Here is a 16,285-nt window from a genome sequence, read left to right as displayed (position 1 = left end):
CGCAGGCTGACTGCGCGCCCTGCCCCCTCTTTCGCATTGTTACCGGGGACGCCCGCCCGTCCGTCCTCCGATGTTCCCGCGTTCTCCGTCGAGGGTGCACGGGATTGCACCTTGGGTGGCGGTTAGGTGGCCGGATGTGGGTTTGGTCGGGGGTAATTGCGGTCGAGGGTGCACGATTGTGCACCTTGGATGGGAATCTCGGCGACTTTCCGCCGCCCGCGCCTAGCCGAGCAGCACGGCGACGATGGCGATGATGATCGGGGAGCTCAGCGTGCTGAAAAGGATGCCGTTGCGTGCGAACTGCATGCCCACGTTGTAGCGCGCCGCGTAGTTATACACGTTCTGTCCGCACGGCAGCGCGGCGAGAACCACACATCCGTACAGCACGGTGCCGCGGAATCCCATGCAGAAATACGCAATGAGGAACGCGATCACCGGCATGATGACGTTCTTGAGGAACACCACTGTGAACGTGGCCTCGCGCTCCTGCTTGCGCTCGGCCACGGGGCTCGACCCGCGCAGGGACATGCCGAAGGCCATGAGGATCATGGGCACGGCGGATTCGCCGATCATCTCGATGGGGTCGAACAGCCAGTTGGGCACCACGAAGGTGCCGACGCGCGAGCTGATCCACGAGATGAGGATGCCGCCGAGAGAGCCGATAAGAAGCGGCTGGTGGAGCGGCTGCGTGAGGATTTTCTTCGCGCTCGCCTTGCCCGAGGTGGAGATGTCGAGCGCCGTCAGCGCAATCGGGGTGAACAACGCTTGCTGCATGACGAGGATCGGCGCGACGAGCCCGGGGTTGCCGAGGATGTACTTGGCGACGGGCAGGCCGATGTTGTTGGAGTTCAGGTACATGGAGTTGAGGCAGCCGACGGTGGCGTTCGCCGCGTCCATGTGGAAGAAGATCCGGTTGAGCACGAAGAAGATCACGGCCACGGCCAGCGCCGATGTGAACGCCACGATGATGGACGGATGGAAGATGACGTCGAGCTCCTGCTTCGACAGCGTGGCGAACATCAGGCACGGGCTGGAGATGAAGAAGGAGAAATGATTCAGCACCTTCTGGGCCTGCGGTCCGCCGATGCGCATGCGCGCCGCCACGTATCCGGTGAGGATGACGATGCCGATGACGGCGAAACCCTCCATGGCGTTGAGAAGACCTGACATTGCTTCCTTCCTTCGGGGTCGGCGTGTGGTGGACGGGGCCGGCGTGCGGCGGCGCGGTATGTGGGCGCGGATGCGGTCGTGCGGCGCCACGATGGCGGTGGCACGAATGCCTGCGCCGCGGCGCCACGATGGCGCGGATGCGCGGACGATGCCGTGGGAGCGGCGTGGGTCTCAACTACGATAGGCGTATGACCACAATTGTTTTCGATCCGTCCGCATCTCAGGCCGAGTCCCTGGACTCGCTGGCGATGCAGCTGTGCGCGTGCTATTCGGTATCCGATTCGGAAAAGGAGCTCGCCGATGCCGTCGAACGCTTTCTGAGCGGTTTCGGCCATCTCGAGGTCCGCAGGTCGGGCGACACGGTCGTCGCCCGGACGAATCTGGGCCGTCCCACCCGCGTTATTCTTGCCGGACACCTCGACACGGTGCCCGTTATCGACAACTTCCCGCCGCGCTGGCTCGAGCCCGGCGATCCGGCCATCCGCGACGATGTGCGCGAGGGACATGACGGCCAGCGCGTGCTGTGGGGTCGCGGCGGCGTGGATATGAAGGGTTCCGACGCCGTGTTCCTGTGGCTCGCCGCCACGCTGACCGAGCCCACCTGCGACATCACGTACCTGTTCTACGACCACGAGGAGGTCGCGGCCGACAAGAACGGCCTGGGCAAGCTGGCCGCCGCGCATCCCGACTGGCTCGACGGCGATTTCGCGCTGATCGGCGAGCCGACCGGATGTGGCATCGAGGGCGGCTGCAACGGCACGATGCGCTTCGACGTCATCACCCACGGCGTGGCGGCCCATTCTGCGCGCGCGTGGATGGGCGACAACGCCATTCACAAGGCCGCCGGCATCCTCAATCGTCTCAATGCCTACGAGCCGGCCACGGTTCCGGTGGACGGCCTCGACTACCGCGAGGGCCTGAACGCCACGCTGATCTCGGGCGGCCAAGGCACGAACGTCATCCCTGACGAATGCCGCGTGCATGTGAACTATCGTTTCGCCCCCGACAAAACGATGGCGCAGGCGAAGGCCCTGATGTTCGGCGCCGATTGCCCCGTGGCGCTGGGCGGCGGCGAATGCGTCGCCACCGGCGGCGTGTTCGAGGGCTACGGCATCGAGATGAAGGACGAAAGCCCCGCGGCACGCCCGGGCCTGACCGACGACCAGGCGCAGGCGCTTGTGCGCTATGTGCGCGAGAGGACCGGCCGCGGACCGGTGGCCAAGCTCGGCTGGACCGACGTCGCCCGTTTCTCGGCGCTCGGAATCCCCGCCGTGAACCTCGGCGCCGGCGATCCGAAGCTCGCGCACAAGGCCGACGAACAGCTGCCAGCGGGCGACCTGACGCTGATGGCCGACATCCTGTCGGGCTGGCTTAGCTGACCCGTCGGTGGCCCGCCGCACGGCGCGCCGCCACATGCAGTCCGTCCCGGTGCAATGTCGCCCGGAGCGGATTGCGCATGCGCTCGGCGAATCTGTGCGATACTTATACGAAGGCGGCCTGCATGCCGCCGATGCACTGAGGCGTAGATCCCCCGGTTACGATTCCCGGTATATACCCCTCCGATTTCGGGATTGCGATTCGCCCGTGACGGCATTGCTGACGGTGCCGCGAGACGATGGGAACGCAGACGACGGAGCATGAGGAATGACGGAGCTATGGCGTCCGCCCGGTGCCAAGGAGACTTTTTCCGACGGTCCGGAACCGTCGGCGCGTGGTGAGAGCATGCGCCGTGGCCGGCCATATCCGGGGTGCGATGCAGCGCGTCCTTAGGAGCACAGTGTCAAGGAGCACAGTGTCTACGACAGACAGCAATAACATCGTTCCGTCGCCGATTCCGGCAGGAGCATCCGAATCCGCATCCGACCAGCCCGCATCCGCCGCGCTCCGTCGCAGAAGCCGCAGCCGCCGCGTCGTGCGCGGCGCCGGGGCGGCGGCAGCATCCGCCGGTCCCGTTGTCGTCCGCGTCGGCGAACCCGCCGGCGACCCCAGCCCGGCCCCCGCGCCGTCTCCGGCCCCGTCGCAGGAGTCCAAGTCCCCGGAGACCAAGTCTTCGGAAACGCAGGACGGCTCGAAGGAGCAGCCGACGAGGAAGCGCACCCGTTCGCGCCGCCGCAAGGCGGACGCCGTCGATGCGGAGGCCGCGCGCCGCACGCGCATCGACAGGCTCGCCTCCGAGATCTTCGTCGACCCGGGCATTCCCGCGCCGCAGGAGCCTGAGCGCACCGAGAACGCTCAGAACGCCGCCTCCGACGATTCGGCCGCCGCTTCCCGCGAGACCGAATCCCGTGAATCCGAATCCCGTGAATCCGAATCCCGTGAATCCGATGGCGATTCCGCCACGACCCGCACCCGCACGCGCGCCCGTCGCCGCCGCGCGGCCATCGACGACGCGCCGGCTCCGTCTCGCATCCGCTCCGCCTCTGCGGGGGCCGATGACTTTGACGATTCCGACGACGAGCCGTCGGCGCGCGCCCGTCGCGCTCGCCGCGCGGTCAGCCAGATTCTCGAGTTCTCGAATCCCGAGGGCTCGGCGCACCAGGGCGCGCGCGAGTCGCGCAGCCGCGGCGACAAGCCGCAGCATCCCATGATGTCCCTTCTCTTCCAGGAACCGGTGCTGCCCGCGCACGGCCCGGCCACCGCCGAGGACCACAACCGCCGGTCCGATTCCGAGGACTCCGACGAGACCCGCACCGGCCTGCGCACGCGTCGCCGCAGCAGGTCCTCGTCCTCCGAGGACCGCGAGGACGCCTCGTGGCGCGGTTCGCGCCGCTCCCGCTCCGCGCGCGACGAACGCGATGAGCGCGATGACAGGGATAATCGTGATACCCGCGACGAACGCGAGGACGAGGACTCCGAGACCACGAGGTCCGGGCGCTCGCGCCGCTCCCGCCGCCTCAACGCACAGGAGCGCCGCGCCGCCGCCGAGGTCGAGCAGATCGAGGAAGACCTCCGGTACGACGACATCGACTACCGCCCCGTCGAGGACGACGCCGAGGGCGCCGGTTCCTCCCGCCGCCGCGGCGAATCCGCCGATTCCGGCAGGGATTCGGGCCGCGACTCCGGCCGCACGTCTTCCAGGGATTCCAAGGACTCCGATGAAGCCGCCGGCACGACGCGCATGCGCCGCCGCCGTCGCCGCCACGAGGTCGAGGAACCCGCCGAGGAGCCGGCAGAGGAAACGACCGTCACCCGCCGTCGCCGCCGCCGTCGCGGCGCGAAGGCCGAGGAGGAGAAGGTCGCCATCCCGCGCTCGCGCAAGCAGCAGTACATCGACGAGATCACCGACATCGAGGGCTCCACGCGCCTCGAGGCCAAGAAGCAGCGCCGCCGCGACAACCGCCGCGACCGCTCGCGCCAGAGCCTCATCACCGAGCAGGACTTCCTCGCGCGCCGCGAAAGCGTCAACCGCCTCATGGTTGTGCGCGAGAAGGAACGCCACACGCAGATCTCCGTCATCGAAGACAACACGCTTGTCGAGCATTACATCTCCGACATCCAGGAGGTCTCGTCGGTCGGCAACATCTACCTGGGCCGCGTCCAGAACGTGCTGCCGAGCATGGAGGCCGCGTTCGTCGACATCGGCCAGGCCCGCAACGGCGTGCTGTACGCAGGCGAGGTGAACTGGGATACCACGCGCCTCGAAGGCCAGCCGCGCCGCATCGAACTCGCCTTCAAGTCCGGCGACCCGGTGCTTGTGCAGGTCACGAAGGACCCGATCGGCCACAAGGGCGCGCGCCTGACCTCCCAGGTCACGCTCGCCGGCCGTTTCCTCGTGCTCGTCCCCTCCGGCGGCATGACCGGCGTGAGCCGCAAGCTGCCCGCCCACGAACGCGCGCGCCTGAAGTCCATCGTCTCCAAGATCGCGCCGAAGGACATGGGCGTCATCATCCGCACCGCCGCCGAAGGGGCGCCGGAGGAGGCCATCGTCAAGGACCTGCAGCATCTGCAGAAGCAGTGGGACGACATCACGGCCAAGCAGAAGGAATACCAGCATTCGCGCAAGCCGCATCTGCTCCAGGGCGAGCCGGACGTGGCGATCCGCGTGGTGCGCGATATCTTCAACGACGATTTCTCCAAGCTCGTCGTCGAAGGCGACCGCGTGTATGACCGCATCCGCCAGTACCTCGAGTCCACGGCGCCCGACCTGCTCGACCGTCTCGAGAAGTGGAATCCCGAGGACCACAACGGCAAGGACGTGTTCGACAAATGGTCCATCGACAGCCAGCTGCGCAAGGGCATGGAGCGCAAGGTCTACCTGCCCTCCGGCGGCTCGCTTGTCATCGACCGCACCGAGGCCATGACCACGATCGACGTGAACACCGGCCGCTTCATCGGCAAGGGCAAGTCGCTCGAGGAAACGGTGACGCGCTGCAACCTCGAGGCCGCCGAGGAAATCGTGCGCCAGCTGAGGCTGCGCGACATCGGTGGCATGATCATGATCGACTTCGTCGACATGGTGATGCCGCAGAACCGTGACCTCGTGCTGCGCCGCCTCGTGGAATGCCTCTCGCGCGACCGCACGAAGCACCAGGTGGCGGAGGTCACGTCGCTCGGCCTCGTGCAGATGACGCGCAAGCGCGTGGGGCAGGGCCTCGTCGAGGCCTTCTCCGAGGAATGCCCGACCTGCAAGGGCCGCGGCTTCATCCTGCACGACAAGCCGATCGTGTCGGCCTCCTACGACGACCCGTACGCCCTCAAGGGCGGCGACCCCTTCGTCAAGACGAACAAGCACAAGCACGGCACGCAGATTCCCGACAGGGAGCTGCAGCCTAGCTCGACGCCGTCGGTGAAGGCCAAGCTGGCGCGTATCGCGGCGGCTGCGCAGGCCGCGGCGGATTCGCGCGACGAGCGCTGAGCCTGCGGCGCGCGGCAGACGATGCCGCAGGCGCGCGGCAGGCGATGCAGGGCGGCGGCCGGAATGTCCGGCGTGTCGCCCTGCGTGTCGCATGCGCTGTCGATTTGACGAACCGGGGGCGTGTGGTATAGATTAGTTAGTCGGTGTCGTGCCACGGGTGTCTCCAACCCTTTTCCCGACAACACAGGGCCATGTGAGGGTCGGATCGACCTCGTGAGACGACGAAATTCCAGAACTTATAGGCAAGGTAGAACTATGTACGCGATTGTGAAGGCCGGCGGTCATCAGGAGAAGGTCGAAGTCGGCGACAAGATCACCGTCAACCGTCTCGATGCGGCCAATGGCGATACCGTTGAATTCCCGGTCATCCTCCTTGTGGACGGTGACAAGGTCACGCTGAACTCCAAGGACCTGGCTAAGGTCTCCGCCAAGGGCGAGGTCGTGGCCGACGATGTGAAGGGTCCGAAGATCCGCATCCAGAAGTTCAAGAACAAGACCGGCGTTGCCCGTCGCAAGGGCCACCGTCAGAAGCTGACCACGGTCAAGATCACCTCGATCGCCTGAGTCGCCGTCAGATTCGGAAAGGAATAGATCATGGCACATAAGAAGGGCGCATCTAGCTCTCGTAACGGTCGCGATTCGAACCCGCAGTACCTCGGTGTCAAGAAGTTCGGCGGCGAGTCGGTTCTCGCCGGCAACATCATCGTGCGTCAGCGCGGCACGAAGTTCCACCCGGGCCACAACGTGGGCATGGGCAAGGACCACACCCTGTTCGCTCTGACCAACGGCACCGTGAAGTTCGGTGTCCGTCGTGACCGCAAGGTCATCGACGTCCTGGACGCTGAGTAAGCGTCAGGGCAGATTGTTCTGCGAAGCCGCGCCCCTATGAGCGCGGCTTTTTCATATTTCCATACGATTTTCCAGCGATTCCCGGCCATGCGGCATACGGCATGCGGCATGCGCCGGGCCCGAAGGCGCCGCGCGGCGCCTGGACGCAAACCCACACTCCAACGATTGGACAGGACATGAGTGAATTCGTCGATCGTGTGACGCTCCACGTCAAGGGCGGCGACGGCGGCAACGGCGCGGCATCGATCCGCCGCGAGAAGTTCAAGCCGCTGGCCGGCCCCGACGGCGGCAACGGCGGCGACGGCGGCTCCGTCATCGCCGTTGCCGATTCCAACGCCACCACGCTGCTCGACTACAGCTATATGCCGCACCGCATCGCGCAATCCGGCACGATGGGCCTGGGTGATGACAAGGACGGCCGACAGGGCGCCGACCTCATCCTGCCGGTTCCCGTCGGCACCGTGATCTTCGAGGCCCCCACCAAGAAGCAGCGCGAGGACGAGGCGCGCGCCAAGGAGAACGGTGGTGCGGACGGCGAGTTCACGCCCCGCGCGCACGGCAAGCTCTTGGCGGACCTCAGCCACGCCGGGGACCGCTTCGTGCTCGCCAAGGGCGGGCAGGGCGGCCTCGGCAACCGCGCGCTGTCGAGCAAGACGCGCCGCGCCCCCGGATTCGCCCTTCTCGGCGAGCCCGGTGAGGAACGCGATATCGTGCTCGAGCTCAAGTCCATCGCCGATGTGGCCCTTGTGGGCTATCCGTCTGCCGGCAAGTCGAGCCTTATCGCCACGATGAGCGCCGCGCGTCCGAAGATCGCCGACTACCCGTTCACCACGCTGGTGCCGAACCTCGGCGTCGTCATGGCCGGACACGACCGCTTCACGATTGCCGACGTGCCGGGCCTTATCCCCGGCGCCGCGCAGGGCAAGGGCCTGGGTCTCGAGTTCCTGCGCCATATCGAGCGCACCGAGGTCATCGCGCATGTGATCGACTGCGCCACGCTCGACCCCGACCGCGACCCGATCAGCGACTACCATGCGCTTGAGAACGAGCTGGCGCAGTACGCCGGCTCCCTCGACCTGCCGCTCGGCGCCATCCCGATTGCCGAACGTCCGCGCGTCATCATCCTCAACAAAATCGACATCCCCGAGGCCCGCGAGCTCGCCGAATTCGTCAAGCCGCAGTTCGAGGACATGGGTCTGACCGTCATGATGATCTCCACGGCCACGCACGAAGGCCTCAAGGAGCTCACCTTCCTTCTCGACGCCATGGTCAAGGAGCTGCGTGCGAAGATCCAGGAGAGCGAGGCGGCCCGTGAGGAGGAGCGCGAGGTCATCCACCCGCTCGACATGCCGAACCGCCGTCGCCGCCCCGGCAAGGACAAGGGCCTGGGCTACGACTTCGAAGTCGAGCGCCGCCAGGACTCCACCGGCTTCTGGTGGGAGGTCACCGGCGACAAGCCCGAGCAGTGGGTGCGCCAGACGAACTTCGACAACGACGAAGCCGTGGGCTATCTGGCCGACCGCCTCGCCAAGCTCGGCGTCGAGAAGGCGCTGCGCCTGCGCGGTGCGCATATCGGCGACGAGGTGCGCATCGGCCGCGGGGACGATGCCGTGAGCTTCGACTGGGATCCGACCGTGGCCGCGGGCGCCGAGATGCTCGACGGCACGCCGCAGTCCATGCGCGGCACCGATATCCGTCTGCAGGACAATGGCCGCGCCCATCGCCGCACCAATGCCGAGCGCCGTCGCGAATACCATGAGATGATGGATGCGCGAACGGCCGTGCGCGCGGCGATGGCCGAGGAGCGCAAGGCCGGCCACTGGGCCGACCCCGCCGTGAACGACGATCCGAACGACGAACACGGCCTGCTGCGTCGTTTCGACGACACGGACTGGGACGGTACCGAGGCCTATTCGGACGACGATGCGGCGTCCAAGCCGGCCCAGACGGCCGATGGCGCCGATACCGCCGCGCAGAACGCCGCACCGGACGAGGAGTGACCGGGCGGCGGACGCCATAAGGGAACGGAGAGGAAATGACGGATATCGGCACGCATACCGGCGAGGACTGGGCGGACGAGAATGAGCCGACCGACGACGCGCTGACCGACGATGCGCTCGCCGGTCAGTGGGACGCGCAGCCGTCGGAGGCGGATATCCGCCGTGCCATCGTGCAGGCGCGCACCATCGTCGTGAAAGTCGGCTCCAGCTCGCTGACCTCCAGCAGCGGCCATCTCGACGTTTCGCGCCTGACCACCATCGTCACGGCGCTGAGCCATGCCGTCATGTCCGGTGCGCGCCTCGTGCTCGTCTCCTCGGGCGCCGTGGCCGCCGGCTTCGGCCCGCTCGGCTTCGACACGCGCCCCGACGACCCCGTGACCCGCCAGGCGGCCGCCGCAGTGGGGCAGGGCCTGCTCATGGCGCATTACGAGCAGGCGTTCTCGCGCTATGGCGTGCGCGTGGGCCAGGTGCTGATGACCGCCTTCGACACCATTCGCAGCTCGCATTACCACAATGTGCAGAGCACCTTGAAGCGCATGCTCGAGCTCGGCGTGGTGCCTATCGTGAACGAGAACGACACGCTCGTCACCTCCGAGGTGAAATTCGGCGACAACGACCGCCTCTCCGCGCTCGTCGCCAATATCGTGCGTGCCGACGCCCTCGTGCTGCTCACCGACGTCGACGGCCTGTACACGGCGCCGCCGAGCCAGCCGGGCGCGCGCCGCATCGGCTATGTGCCGAATGTGGTGGCCCAGCTCGACGGCATCGAGGTGGGGGATTCCACCTCGGGCGTCGGAACCGGTGGCATGGTGACCAAGCTCGAGGCCGCGCGCATCGCCGCCGTCTCGGGCATCCCCACGGTTCTGACAAGCGCGCGCTACGCGGGGCCCGCCGTCATGGGCGACCCCGTCGGCACCGTGTTCGCACCCGTCAAGCACCGCGGCACCTCGCGTCGTTTGTGGATCCGCTTCGCCTCGAACCCCAAGGGAACGGTGGTGGCCGACGATGGCGCCGTGCGTGCCATTCGCGGCGGGCGCGCCAGCCTCCTGGCCGCCGGCACCGTGGGCGTGGACGGCACCTTCTCCGCGGGGGACCCGATCTGGGTGGATTCCGAGGACGGGCGCCACGTGGCCAAGGGGCTGGCCGGATTCGACTCCGACGAGCTGCCGCAGATGCTCGGGCGCACGTCGAAGCAGCTCAGCCGCTTCCTCGGTGAGGAATACGCGCGGCCGGTCGTGCACCGTGACAATCTCGTGCTTGTCTGAGTCGTGCTCGTCTGAATCGTGTGCCCGTCAAGGCGAGCTGCGGAAGGACGTCCGGTCGGCGCGGCGTGTCCGTCGGGAAATCCATATAGCGGAATAGACTGGGCGACTATGGAATTGTCTCTGAGCAATCGTGTTAATGAAGTTGCCCCCTCCGTCACGCTGGCCGTCGATGCCAAGGCCAAGGCGATGAAGGCGGCCGGCATCGACGTGATCCGCTACGGCGCGGGCGAGCCGGATTTCCCCACCCCCGGACCCATCGTCGAAGCCGCTATCGCCGCGGCCAAGGACTCCCGCAACCATCGCTACACGCCGACCGTGGGCCTTCCCGAATTCCGCGAAGGCATCGCTCGCAAGACGCTGCGCGACTCCGGCTACGAGATCCAGCCCGATCAGGTCCTCGTGACCAACGGTGGCAAGCAGGCCGTCTATGAATCGTTCCAGGCCGTGCTCAACCCCGGCGACGAGGCCATCATCCCCACGCCGTACTGGGTCACGTACCCGGAGGCCGTGAAGCTCGCCGGTGGCACCCCGGTGTTCGTCACCGCCGGCGCAGACCAGGACTTCGTGCCGACCATCGAGCAGATCGAGGCCGCGCGCACCGACCGCACCAAGGTCATCATCATCAATTCCCCGAATAACCCGACCGGCTCCCTGTGGCCTGCCGAAACCCTCAAGGCCATCGGCGAATGGGCCATCGAGCACGGCATCTGGGTGATTTCCGACGAGATTTACGAGCATGTGGTCTATGACGGCGCCACCACCGCGCATATCGGCGCCGTGGTGTCCGAGCTGCGTCCGCAGCTCATCGTGCTCAACGGTCTGGCCAAGACCTACGCGATGACCGGCTGGCGCGTGGGCTGGATGATCGCCGAGCCGCGCGTCATCAAGGCCGTCTCCAAGCTGCAGGGCCATATGACCGGCAATGTGGACGATGTGGCGCAGCGCGCCGGCATCGCCGCCGTCAACGGCCCGCTCGACGCGGTCGCCAAGATGCGCGAGGCCTTCGATCGCCGCCGCCACGCCATCGTCGACGCACTGAACTCCATCCCCGGCGTGCACTGCATTATGCCGAAGGGCGCGTTCTATGCCTTCGCCGACGTGCATGAGCTGCTCGGCCGCCCGGTGGGGCCGCAGGGCACCGTGAGCGCCACGTCCGTCGAGCTGGCGGCTGCGCTTCTCGACGAGGCGAAGGTCGCCGCCGTGCCGGGCGAGGGCTTCGGCATGCTCGGCTACATGCGCTTCTCCTATGCGCTGTCCGACGATGACCTCGCCGAGGGCATGCGTCGCTTCAAGGCCTGGGTGGAGGCGTAGCGCTTTCGCCGCGCGTTCGCCACGGGATCCGTGTCGTGTCGCCTCGTCGTGTCGCCTCGGTTCGTGACAGGCGACACGCGCGGGGAACAGGGCGGATACATCGTAGAAAACGGGAAAAAGTCTGTGGAATCCGCATGGGTTTCGCAGACTTTTTTGTGTCGAGTGGACGAATCGACGAAAAGACGGTAGTATATCGGATTGGCGGTTTTCATTGTGGAACTATGCCACATGGAACCACTTCAGGGAAGTGGCGCAATTGGTAGCGCAACGGTCTCCAAAACCGTAGGTTGTGGGTTCGAGTCCCGCCTTCCCTACTCGGTGTCGAGAAGTTCTCGACGACCTCACGCAGCTGTAAGGACGGGATATGGCGGAGTCTTCGACGAACGAAAAGCCGGTCAAGATGAATGTCTTTATGCGTCTGGGCAGGTTCATCAAGCAGATCATCGATGAAATGCGTAAGGTCGTGACGCCTACGCGTAAGCAGCTGTTCTTCTGGTCGCTGGCCGTGTTCATCTTCGTCCTTCTCATGATGCTTCTCGTCATGGGTCTGGATGGCCTGTTCGGTGACCTCGTCTTCCGCATCTTCGGCTGACAGTCGCCTTGACGGTGGAACGACCCGGCATACACCGTAGAATTTTGGCGGAAACGATCCGACGGAAATATCCAGCGGAAACGCATTGCAAAGGTGATTTTCATGGCAGACATGTCTGATGAACTCAACGAAGCCGGGACGGATGGCGTCCTCGACGACGCGGCCCCCGAGACCGCGCAGGTCGCGGATGACCAGGTCACTGATGGCCAGGGTGCGGATGACGCCGATGTGGCGGCGCCTGCGGCAGAGGTGACCGCGGATTCTGCGGCTGACGTTGCTGACGCTTCCGACGCATCCGATTCCGACGATGCATCCGCCGCAGGGGACGGCGACGATGCGACGGCGGGGGAATCGTCTGAAAATTCCGAGAACTCCGACGCTTCCGAGGCAGCCGAGCCTGCCGAAGCGGAGGATGCCGGCACGATCGCCGTCAAGGAATTCTCCAAGTCCCTGCGCGCCCTCGACGGCAAGTGGTACACGCTTCACACGTATTCGGGCTATGAGAAGCGCGTCAAGGCGAATCTCGAGTCCCGTATCTCCTCGCTCGGCCTCGAGGACCAGGTGTTCCAGGTCGAGATTCCGATGGAGGAGATCGAGCAGCATACGGAGAAGGGCAAGAAGGTCGTCACCCGCGTGCGCTTCCCCGGATATGTGCTGGTGCGCATGACCGATGACGAGGACGCCCGCCGCAAGGTGCGCGAGACCGAAGGCGTCACCGGCTTCGTCGGCACGCAGCGCGAGCCGATTCCGCTGTCCCGCCGAGACGTCGTGCAGATGATGGCCCCGATGATTCGCACGCAGGCCCTGAAGGCCGCGGGCGAGAAGGAAGAGGCCAACAAGCAGCGCATCGTCGAGGTGACCTACAAGGTGGGCGAGTCCGTGACCGTTATCGACGGACCTTTCGCCACGATGCCTGCCGTTGTGTCCGAGGTCAACCCCGAGACGCAGAAGCTCAATGTGCTTGTCAACATCTTCGGCCGCGACACCCCGGTGGAGCTCGGCTTCAACCAGGTCGAGAAAATCGAGTAGCAGTCGCCGGTACACGGCGACGCCGGCGTGCATTGCCGCATAGACTTCCAAACCCCGCTCATACGAGCGGGGTTTCGCATTTCGAGGTCTTTCCCCTGTAGCATCCTGGGTTCCATTCCGTAACAACCCTGGGTTCCATTCCGTAACAATGTGATGGGTTCCGGACAAAATCCGACGATTTTGTGGTCTTTTCGGGTCGATTCTGTCCGCAAACCGTCACATTGTTGCAGGGAGGTCGGGGAGGGAGCGGGTAGATGGGGGAGGAGCGGGGAAGAGGCGTGGAAGCTGGTTGCGGATGTCGGGGGATGCTGGCATACTTAGAAAGTTGCCGTGCGCGCGTTCGCCGCGCGTGGCACTGACCATGTAAGTTGCGGGAGAAGCATCGCTTCGTTGACCGCTTTACAGAAAGAAGAAGCTCGCAATGGCTCCTAAGAAGAAAGTCTCAGCCCTTATCAAGCTGCAGATCCCGGCAGGCAAGGCCAACCCGGCCCCGCCGCTCGGCCCGGCCCTGGGTTCCCATGGTGTGAACATCATGGATTTCTGCAAGGCCTACAATGATCAGACCAAGGACAAGATGGGTCAGATCATCCCTGTGGAGATCACGGTTTACGAAGACCGTTCCTTCACGTTCATCCTCAAGACCCCGCCGGCAGCCGATCTGCTGCGCAAGGCCGCGGGTGTCGACAAGGGTGCTGCCAATCCTCTGACGACGAAGGTCGGTTCCGTCACGAAGGCCCAGGTGCGTGAGATCGCCGAGACCAAGATGCCCGACCTGTCGGCGCGCGACATCGAGGCCGGCATGAAGATCATCGAGGGCACCGCCCGTTCCATGGGCATCACCGTCACCGACTGATTGCCGTCCATCCGACCGCGCCGTGCCCGGCACGGCGTCCAGAGTCGCACAACATAAGTAATGTCGCGGAAGGGCAGACGCTGCCCATACCGCACCTGCTTGATTGAGGAGAAGCAGATGACTAAGCGTTCCAAGAAGTATCGCGAAGCGGCCGAGAAAGTCGACCGTTCCAACCTGTACACCCCCGAAGAGGCGATCGCACTGCTCAAGAGCATGCCGGCTCGCAACTTCGACCAGTCCGTTGAGGCCGTGTACCGCCTGAGCGTCGACCCGCGCAAGGCCGACCAGCTCGTTCGCGGTACCGTGAACCTCCCGAACGGCACCGGTAAGACGGCCAAGGTCATCGTGTTCGCACGTGGCCCGCTCGCTACCGCCGCCGCCGAGGCCGGCGCCGACGAGGTCGGCGATGACGATCTCGTGGCCAAGGTCCAGGACGGCTACCTCGACTTCGATGCCGTGGTCGCCACCCCGGACATGATGGGCAAGGTCGGCCGCCTCGGCCGTATCCTCGGCCCGCGTGGCCTCATGCCGAACCCGAAGACCGGCACCGTGACCATGGACGTGGCCAAGGCCGTCAAGGACATCAAGGGCGGCAAGATCGAGTTCCGCGTCGACAAGGACGGCAACCTGTCGTTCCTCGTGGGCAAGCTCTCCTTCGACACCAAGGCGCTCGTCGAGAACTTCACGGCCGTCGCCGAGGAGATCAAGCGTCTCAAGCCGTCCACGGTGAAGGGCCGCTACATCACGAAGGCTACGATCAGCTCCACGATGAACCCGGGCATCCCGCTCGACATCGCCCTGCTGTCCTAGTTTTTCCTGCGAATTCCCGGGAAGCGTGGGCGCTTCCGGTGGCTCGGCTTCGGCTGGCTGGTTTGGCTTCGGCCGGCGCCGCGATGCGCCCCGCCTTCCCCTGGGTTCGCGGACTTTGAAATCCCGAGGGTTTCCTCGGTTGGGGATTTCACGATACCAACGCGTAACCTCTTCCCTCCGTTGCGGAGGGGAGAGGTTTTTGTTTTGTGCGGGGTGGGGTAGACGTGCGGTGTGCCGTCCGCTAAGGTTGTTCTCACAGGGGATGCGATGCGGAAAGAGCATCGCATGGAACACAGATATTCACACCAGAAGTATTCGCCAAGGACATCCCATCGGCAGGAGCGTCGGCATCGGCGCGACCGCCGGGAGGAGGATTCGTGGCAGGGACGCGGCGGGGATCGCCGCGGGCGCGGCGATAGGCGGCGCCACGATTCCGCGGTCCGGAAACAGACATCCGAATCGTGGAAAAGCACGTTTCGCCGGATGAGGATCGCCGTCACCGTGTGGTCGCGCCACATGGTTCGCGCGCTGTGCCGCCCGCTGGGTCGTTTCGCGGCGCTTCTCGCCATCGCGGCTATTCTCGGCCTCGTTATCGGAATCGTGCTGCCGCGTGTCAGCGAACCGGTGCGTCGCGCCACCGGCGGCACTATGGCCTTTGGCGAGGCGGCCGATCTGGCGCGCGGGCTTACTGTAGCGGAACCACACGCCTCGGCATCGTATGACCGCGACCTTTTCGCCTTCCGCTCCACCGATCCCGACGGCAACGGATGTGATGTGCGCGAGGATGTGCTGGCGCGTGACCTCACCGACGTGGTATTCGACACCGACGGGTGCACGGTGCGCTCCGGCACGCTTGCCGATCCCTACACCGGCCAGGAGGTGCGGTTCCGGCGTGGCAAAAGCACCAGCGCCGCCGTGCAGATCGACCATGTGGTGGCGCTGCGCAATGCGTGGATTTCCGGCGCCGATACGTGGGAGCTTTCACGACGCATCGCCTTTGCCAACGATTCCGACGTTCTGCTTGCCGTGCAGGGCCAGGCGAATCAGGAGAAAAGCGATGCCTCCGCAGACCATTGGCTTCCGCCGAATGAGGGGTTCCGTTGCGATTATGTGGCGATGCAGGTGTCGATCAAGCATACGTGGGGCCTGTCGGTGACCCGCACCGAGCGCACCGCCATGCTCGAGACCCTTGCCTCCTGCCCCGGGCAGAATGCCGCGATGGCAGGCGTGACGGGCGGGTTTGTGGGTGTGGGTGCGGGTGTGGGCGCGGGTGTGGGTGCGACGGGGGCCCATGCGATGCCAATGCGAGGTCGCCGCCGCGTCGAGGGCGCACGATTGTGCACCTTGGGTGCGGGATAGGCGGGTTTGGGGCGTCTGCGCCGGGGGTAATCGCGGTCGAGGGCGCACGATTGCGCACCTTGGGTGCCGGTTAGATGGCCTGTGAGCGGGTGTGGCGGGTGCAATCGCGGTCGAGGGCGCACGATTGTGCACCTTGGGCGCGGGTTAGGCGGGTTTGGGCCGTCCTTGGCGGGGGTAATCGCGGTCGAGGGT

The 16,285-nt window shown here is 65.7% G+C and carries 12 protein-coding genes, 1 tRNA gene and 1 pseudogene; 13 read left to right on the top strand and 1 reads right to left on the bottom strand.

Annotated features, from left to right (window positions below; genetic code table 11):
- Positions 1 to 222: 222 nt before the first annotated feature.
- Positions 223 to 1,170 carry an AEC family transporter gene (locus PSRA_RS03930; protein WP_094660592.1) on the bottom strand — a complete coding sequence of 316 codons (948 nt, stop codon included), beginning with the start codon at positions 1,168 to 1,170 and terminating at the stop codon, positions 223 to 225.
- Between the two features lie 188 nt (positions 1,171 to 1,358).
- Between PSRA_RS03930 and dapE the strand changes: the two genes are divergently transcribed.
- The 13 genes and pseudogenes from dapE to PSRA_RS03865 form a co-directional block, all read left to right on the top strand.
- The gene (gene dapE / locus PSRA_RS03925; protein ID WP_169712473.1) at positions 1,359 to 2,549 is read left to right on the top strand and encodes a succinyl-diaminopimelate desuccinylase; all 1,191 of its coding nucleotides are present in this window, start codon (positions 1,359 to 1,361) and stop codon (positions 2,547 to 2,549) included.
- A 374-nt stretch (positions 2,550 to 2,923) separates the two neighbouring features.
- Positions 2,924 to 6,025 (top strand): Rne/Rng family ribonuclease, encoded by a 3,102-nt coding sequence (locus PSRA_RS03920; RefSeq protein WP_094660617.1) that lies wholly within the window; start codon positions 2,924 to 2,926, stop codon positions 6,023 to 6,025.
- 255 nt (positions 6,026 to 6,280) lie between these two features.
- Positions 6,281 to 6,589 (top strand): 50S ribosomal protein L21, encoded by a 309-nt coding sequence (rplU, locus tag PSRA_RS03915; protein ID WP_094660590.1) that lies wholly within the window; start codon positions 6,281 to 6,283, stop codon positions 6,587 to 6,589.
- A 30-nt stretch (positions 6,590 to 6,619) separates the two neighbouring features.
- Complete coding sequence (gene rpmA, locus PSRA_RS03910) at positions 6,620 to 6,874, top strand: 50S ribosomal protein L27 (protein WP_094660589.1); 255 nt, start codon at positions 6,620 to 6,622, stop codon at positions 6,872 to 6,874.
- Positions 6,875 to 7,050: 176 nt separating this feature from the next.
- On the top strand, positions 7,051 to 8,874 hold the full coding sequence (gene obgE, locus PSRA_RS03905; RefSeq protein ID WP_094660588.1) for a GTPase ObgE: 1,824 nt from the start codon (positions 7,051 to 7,053) through the stop codon (positions 8,872 to 8,874).
- A 35-nt stretch (positions 8,875 to 8,909) separates the two neighbouring features.
- Positions 8,910 to 10,139: a glutamate 5-kinase gene (gene proB / locus PSRA_RS03900; protein ID WP_094660587.1), complete on the top strand. Its 1,230-nt coding sequence runs from the start codon at positions 8,910 to 8,912 to the stop codon at positions 10,137 to 10,139.
- 108 nt (positions 10,140 to 10,247) lie between these two features.
- Complete coding sequence (locus PSRA_RS03895; protein ID WP_094660586.1) at positions 10,248 to 11,450, top strand: pyridoxal phosphate-dependent aminotransferase; 1,203 nt, start codon at positions 10,248 to 10,250, stop codon at positions 11,448 to 11,450.
- A gap of 241 nt (positions 11,451 to 11,691) precedes the next feature.
- Positions 11,692 to 11,764, top strand: a tRNA-Trp gene (locus PSRA_RS03890).
- A 50-nt stretch (positions 11,765 to 11,814) separates the two neighbouring features.
- Entirely contained in the window at positions 11,815 to 12,042 is a 228-nt protein-coding gene (gene secE, locus PSRA_RS03885) for a preprotein translocase subunit SecE (RefSeq protein ID WP_094660585.1), read from the top strand.
- A 111-nt stretch (positions 12,043 to 12,153) separates the two neighbouring features.
- Positions 12,154 to 13,071 carry a transcription termination/antitermination protein NusG gene (gene nusG / locus PSRA_RS03880; RefSeq protein WP_094660616.1) on the top strand — a complete coding sequence of 306 codons (918 nt, stop codon included), beginning with the start codon at positions 12,154 to 12,156 and terminating at the stop codon, positions 13,069 to 13,071.
- A 421-nt stretch (positions 13,072 to 13,492) separates the two neighbouring features.
- On the top strand, positions 13,493 to 13,924 hold the full coding sequence (gene rplK / locus PSRA_RS03875) for a 50S ribosomal protein L11 (RefSeq protein ID WP_094660584.1): 432 nt from the start codon (positions 13,493 to 13,495) through the stop codon (positions 13,922 to 13,924).
- Positions 13,925 to 14,041: 117 nt separating this feature from the next.
- Positions 14,042 to 14,734 carry a 50S ribosomal protein L1 gene (gene rplA / locus PSRA_RS03870; protein ID WP_094660583.1) on the top strand — a complete coding sequence of 231 codons (693 nt, stop codon included), beginning with the start codon at positions 14,042 to 14,044 and terminating at the stop codon, positions 14,732 to 14,734.
- A gap of 516 nt (positions 14,735 to 15,250) precedes the next feature.
- Positions 15,251 to 15,943 (top strand): annotated as a pseudogene (locus tag PSRA_RS03865) (HNH endonuclease family protein); the annotation flags it as partial.
- Between the last annotated feature and the right edge of the window lie 342 nt (positions 15,944 to 16,285).

It is taken from the genome of Pseudoscardovia radai (genome assembly GCF_002259605.1).
GTDB classification, from domain to species: Bacteria; Actinomycetota; Actinomycetes; order Actinomycetales; family Bifidobacteriaceae; genus Pseudoscardovia; species Pseudoscardovia radai.
This window is presented reverse-complemented; position numbering and strand designations above follow the sequence as displayed.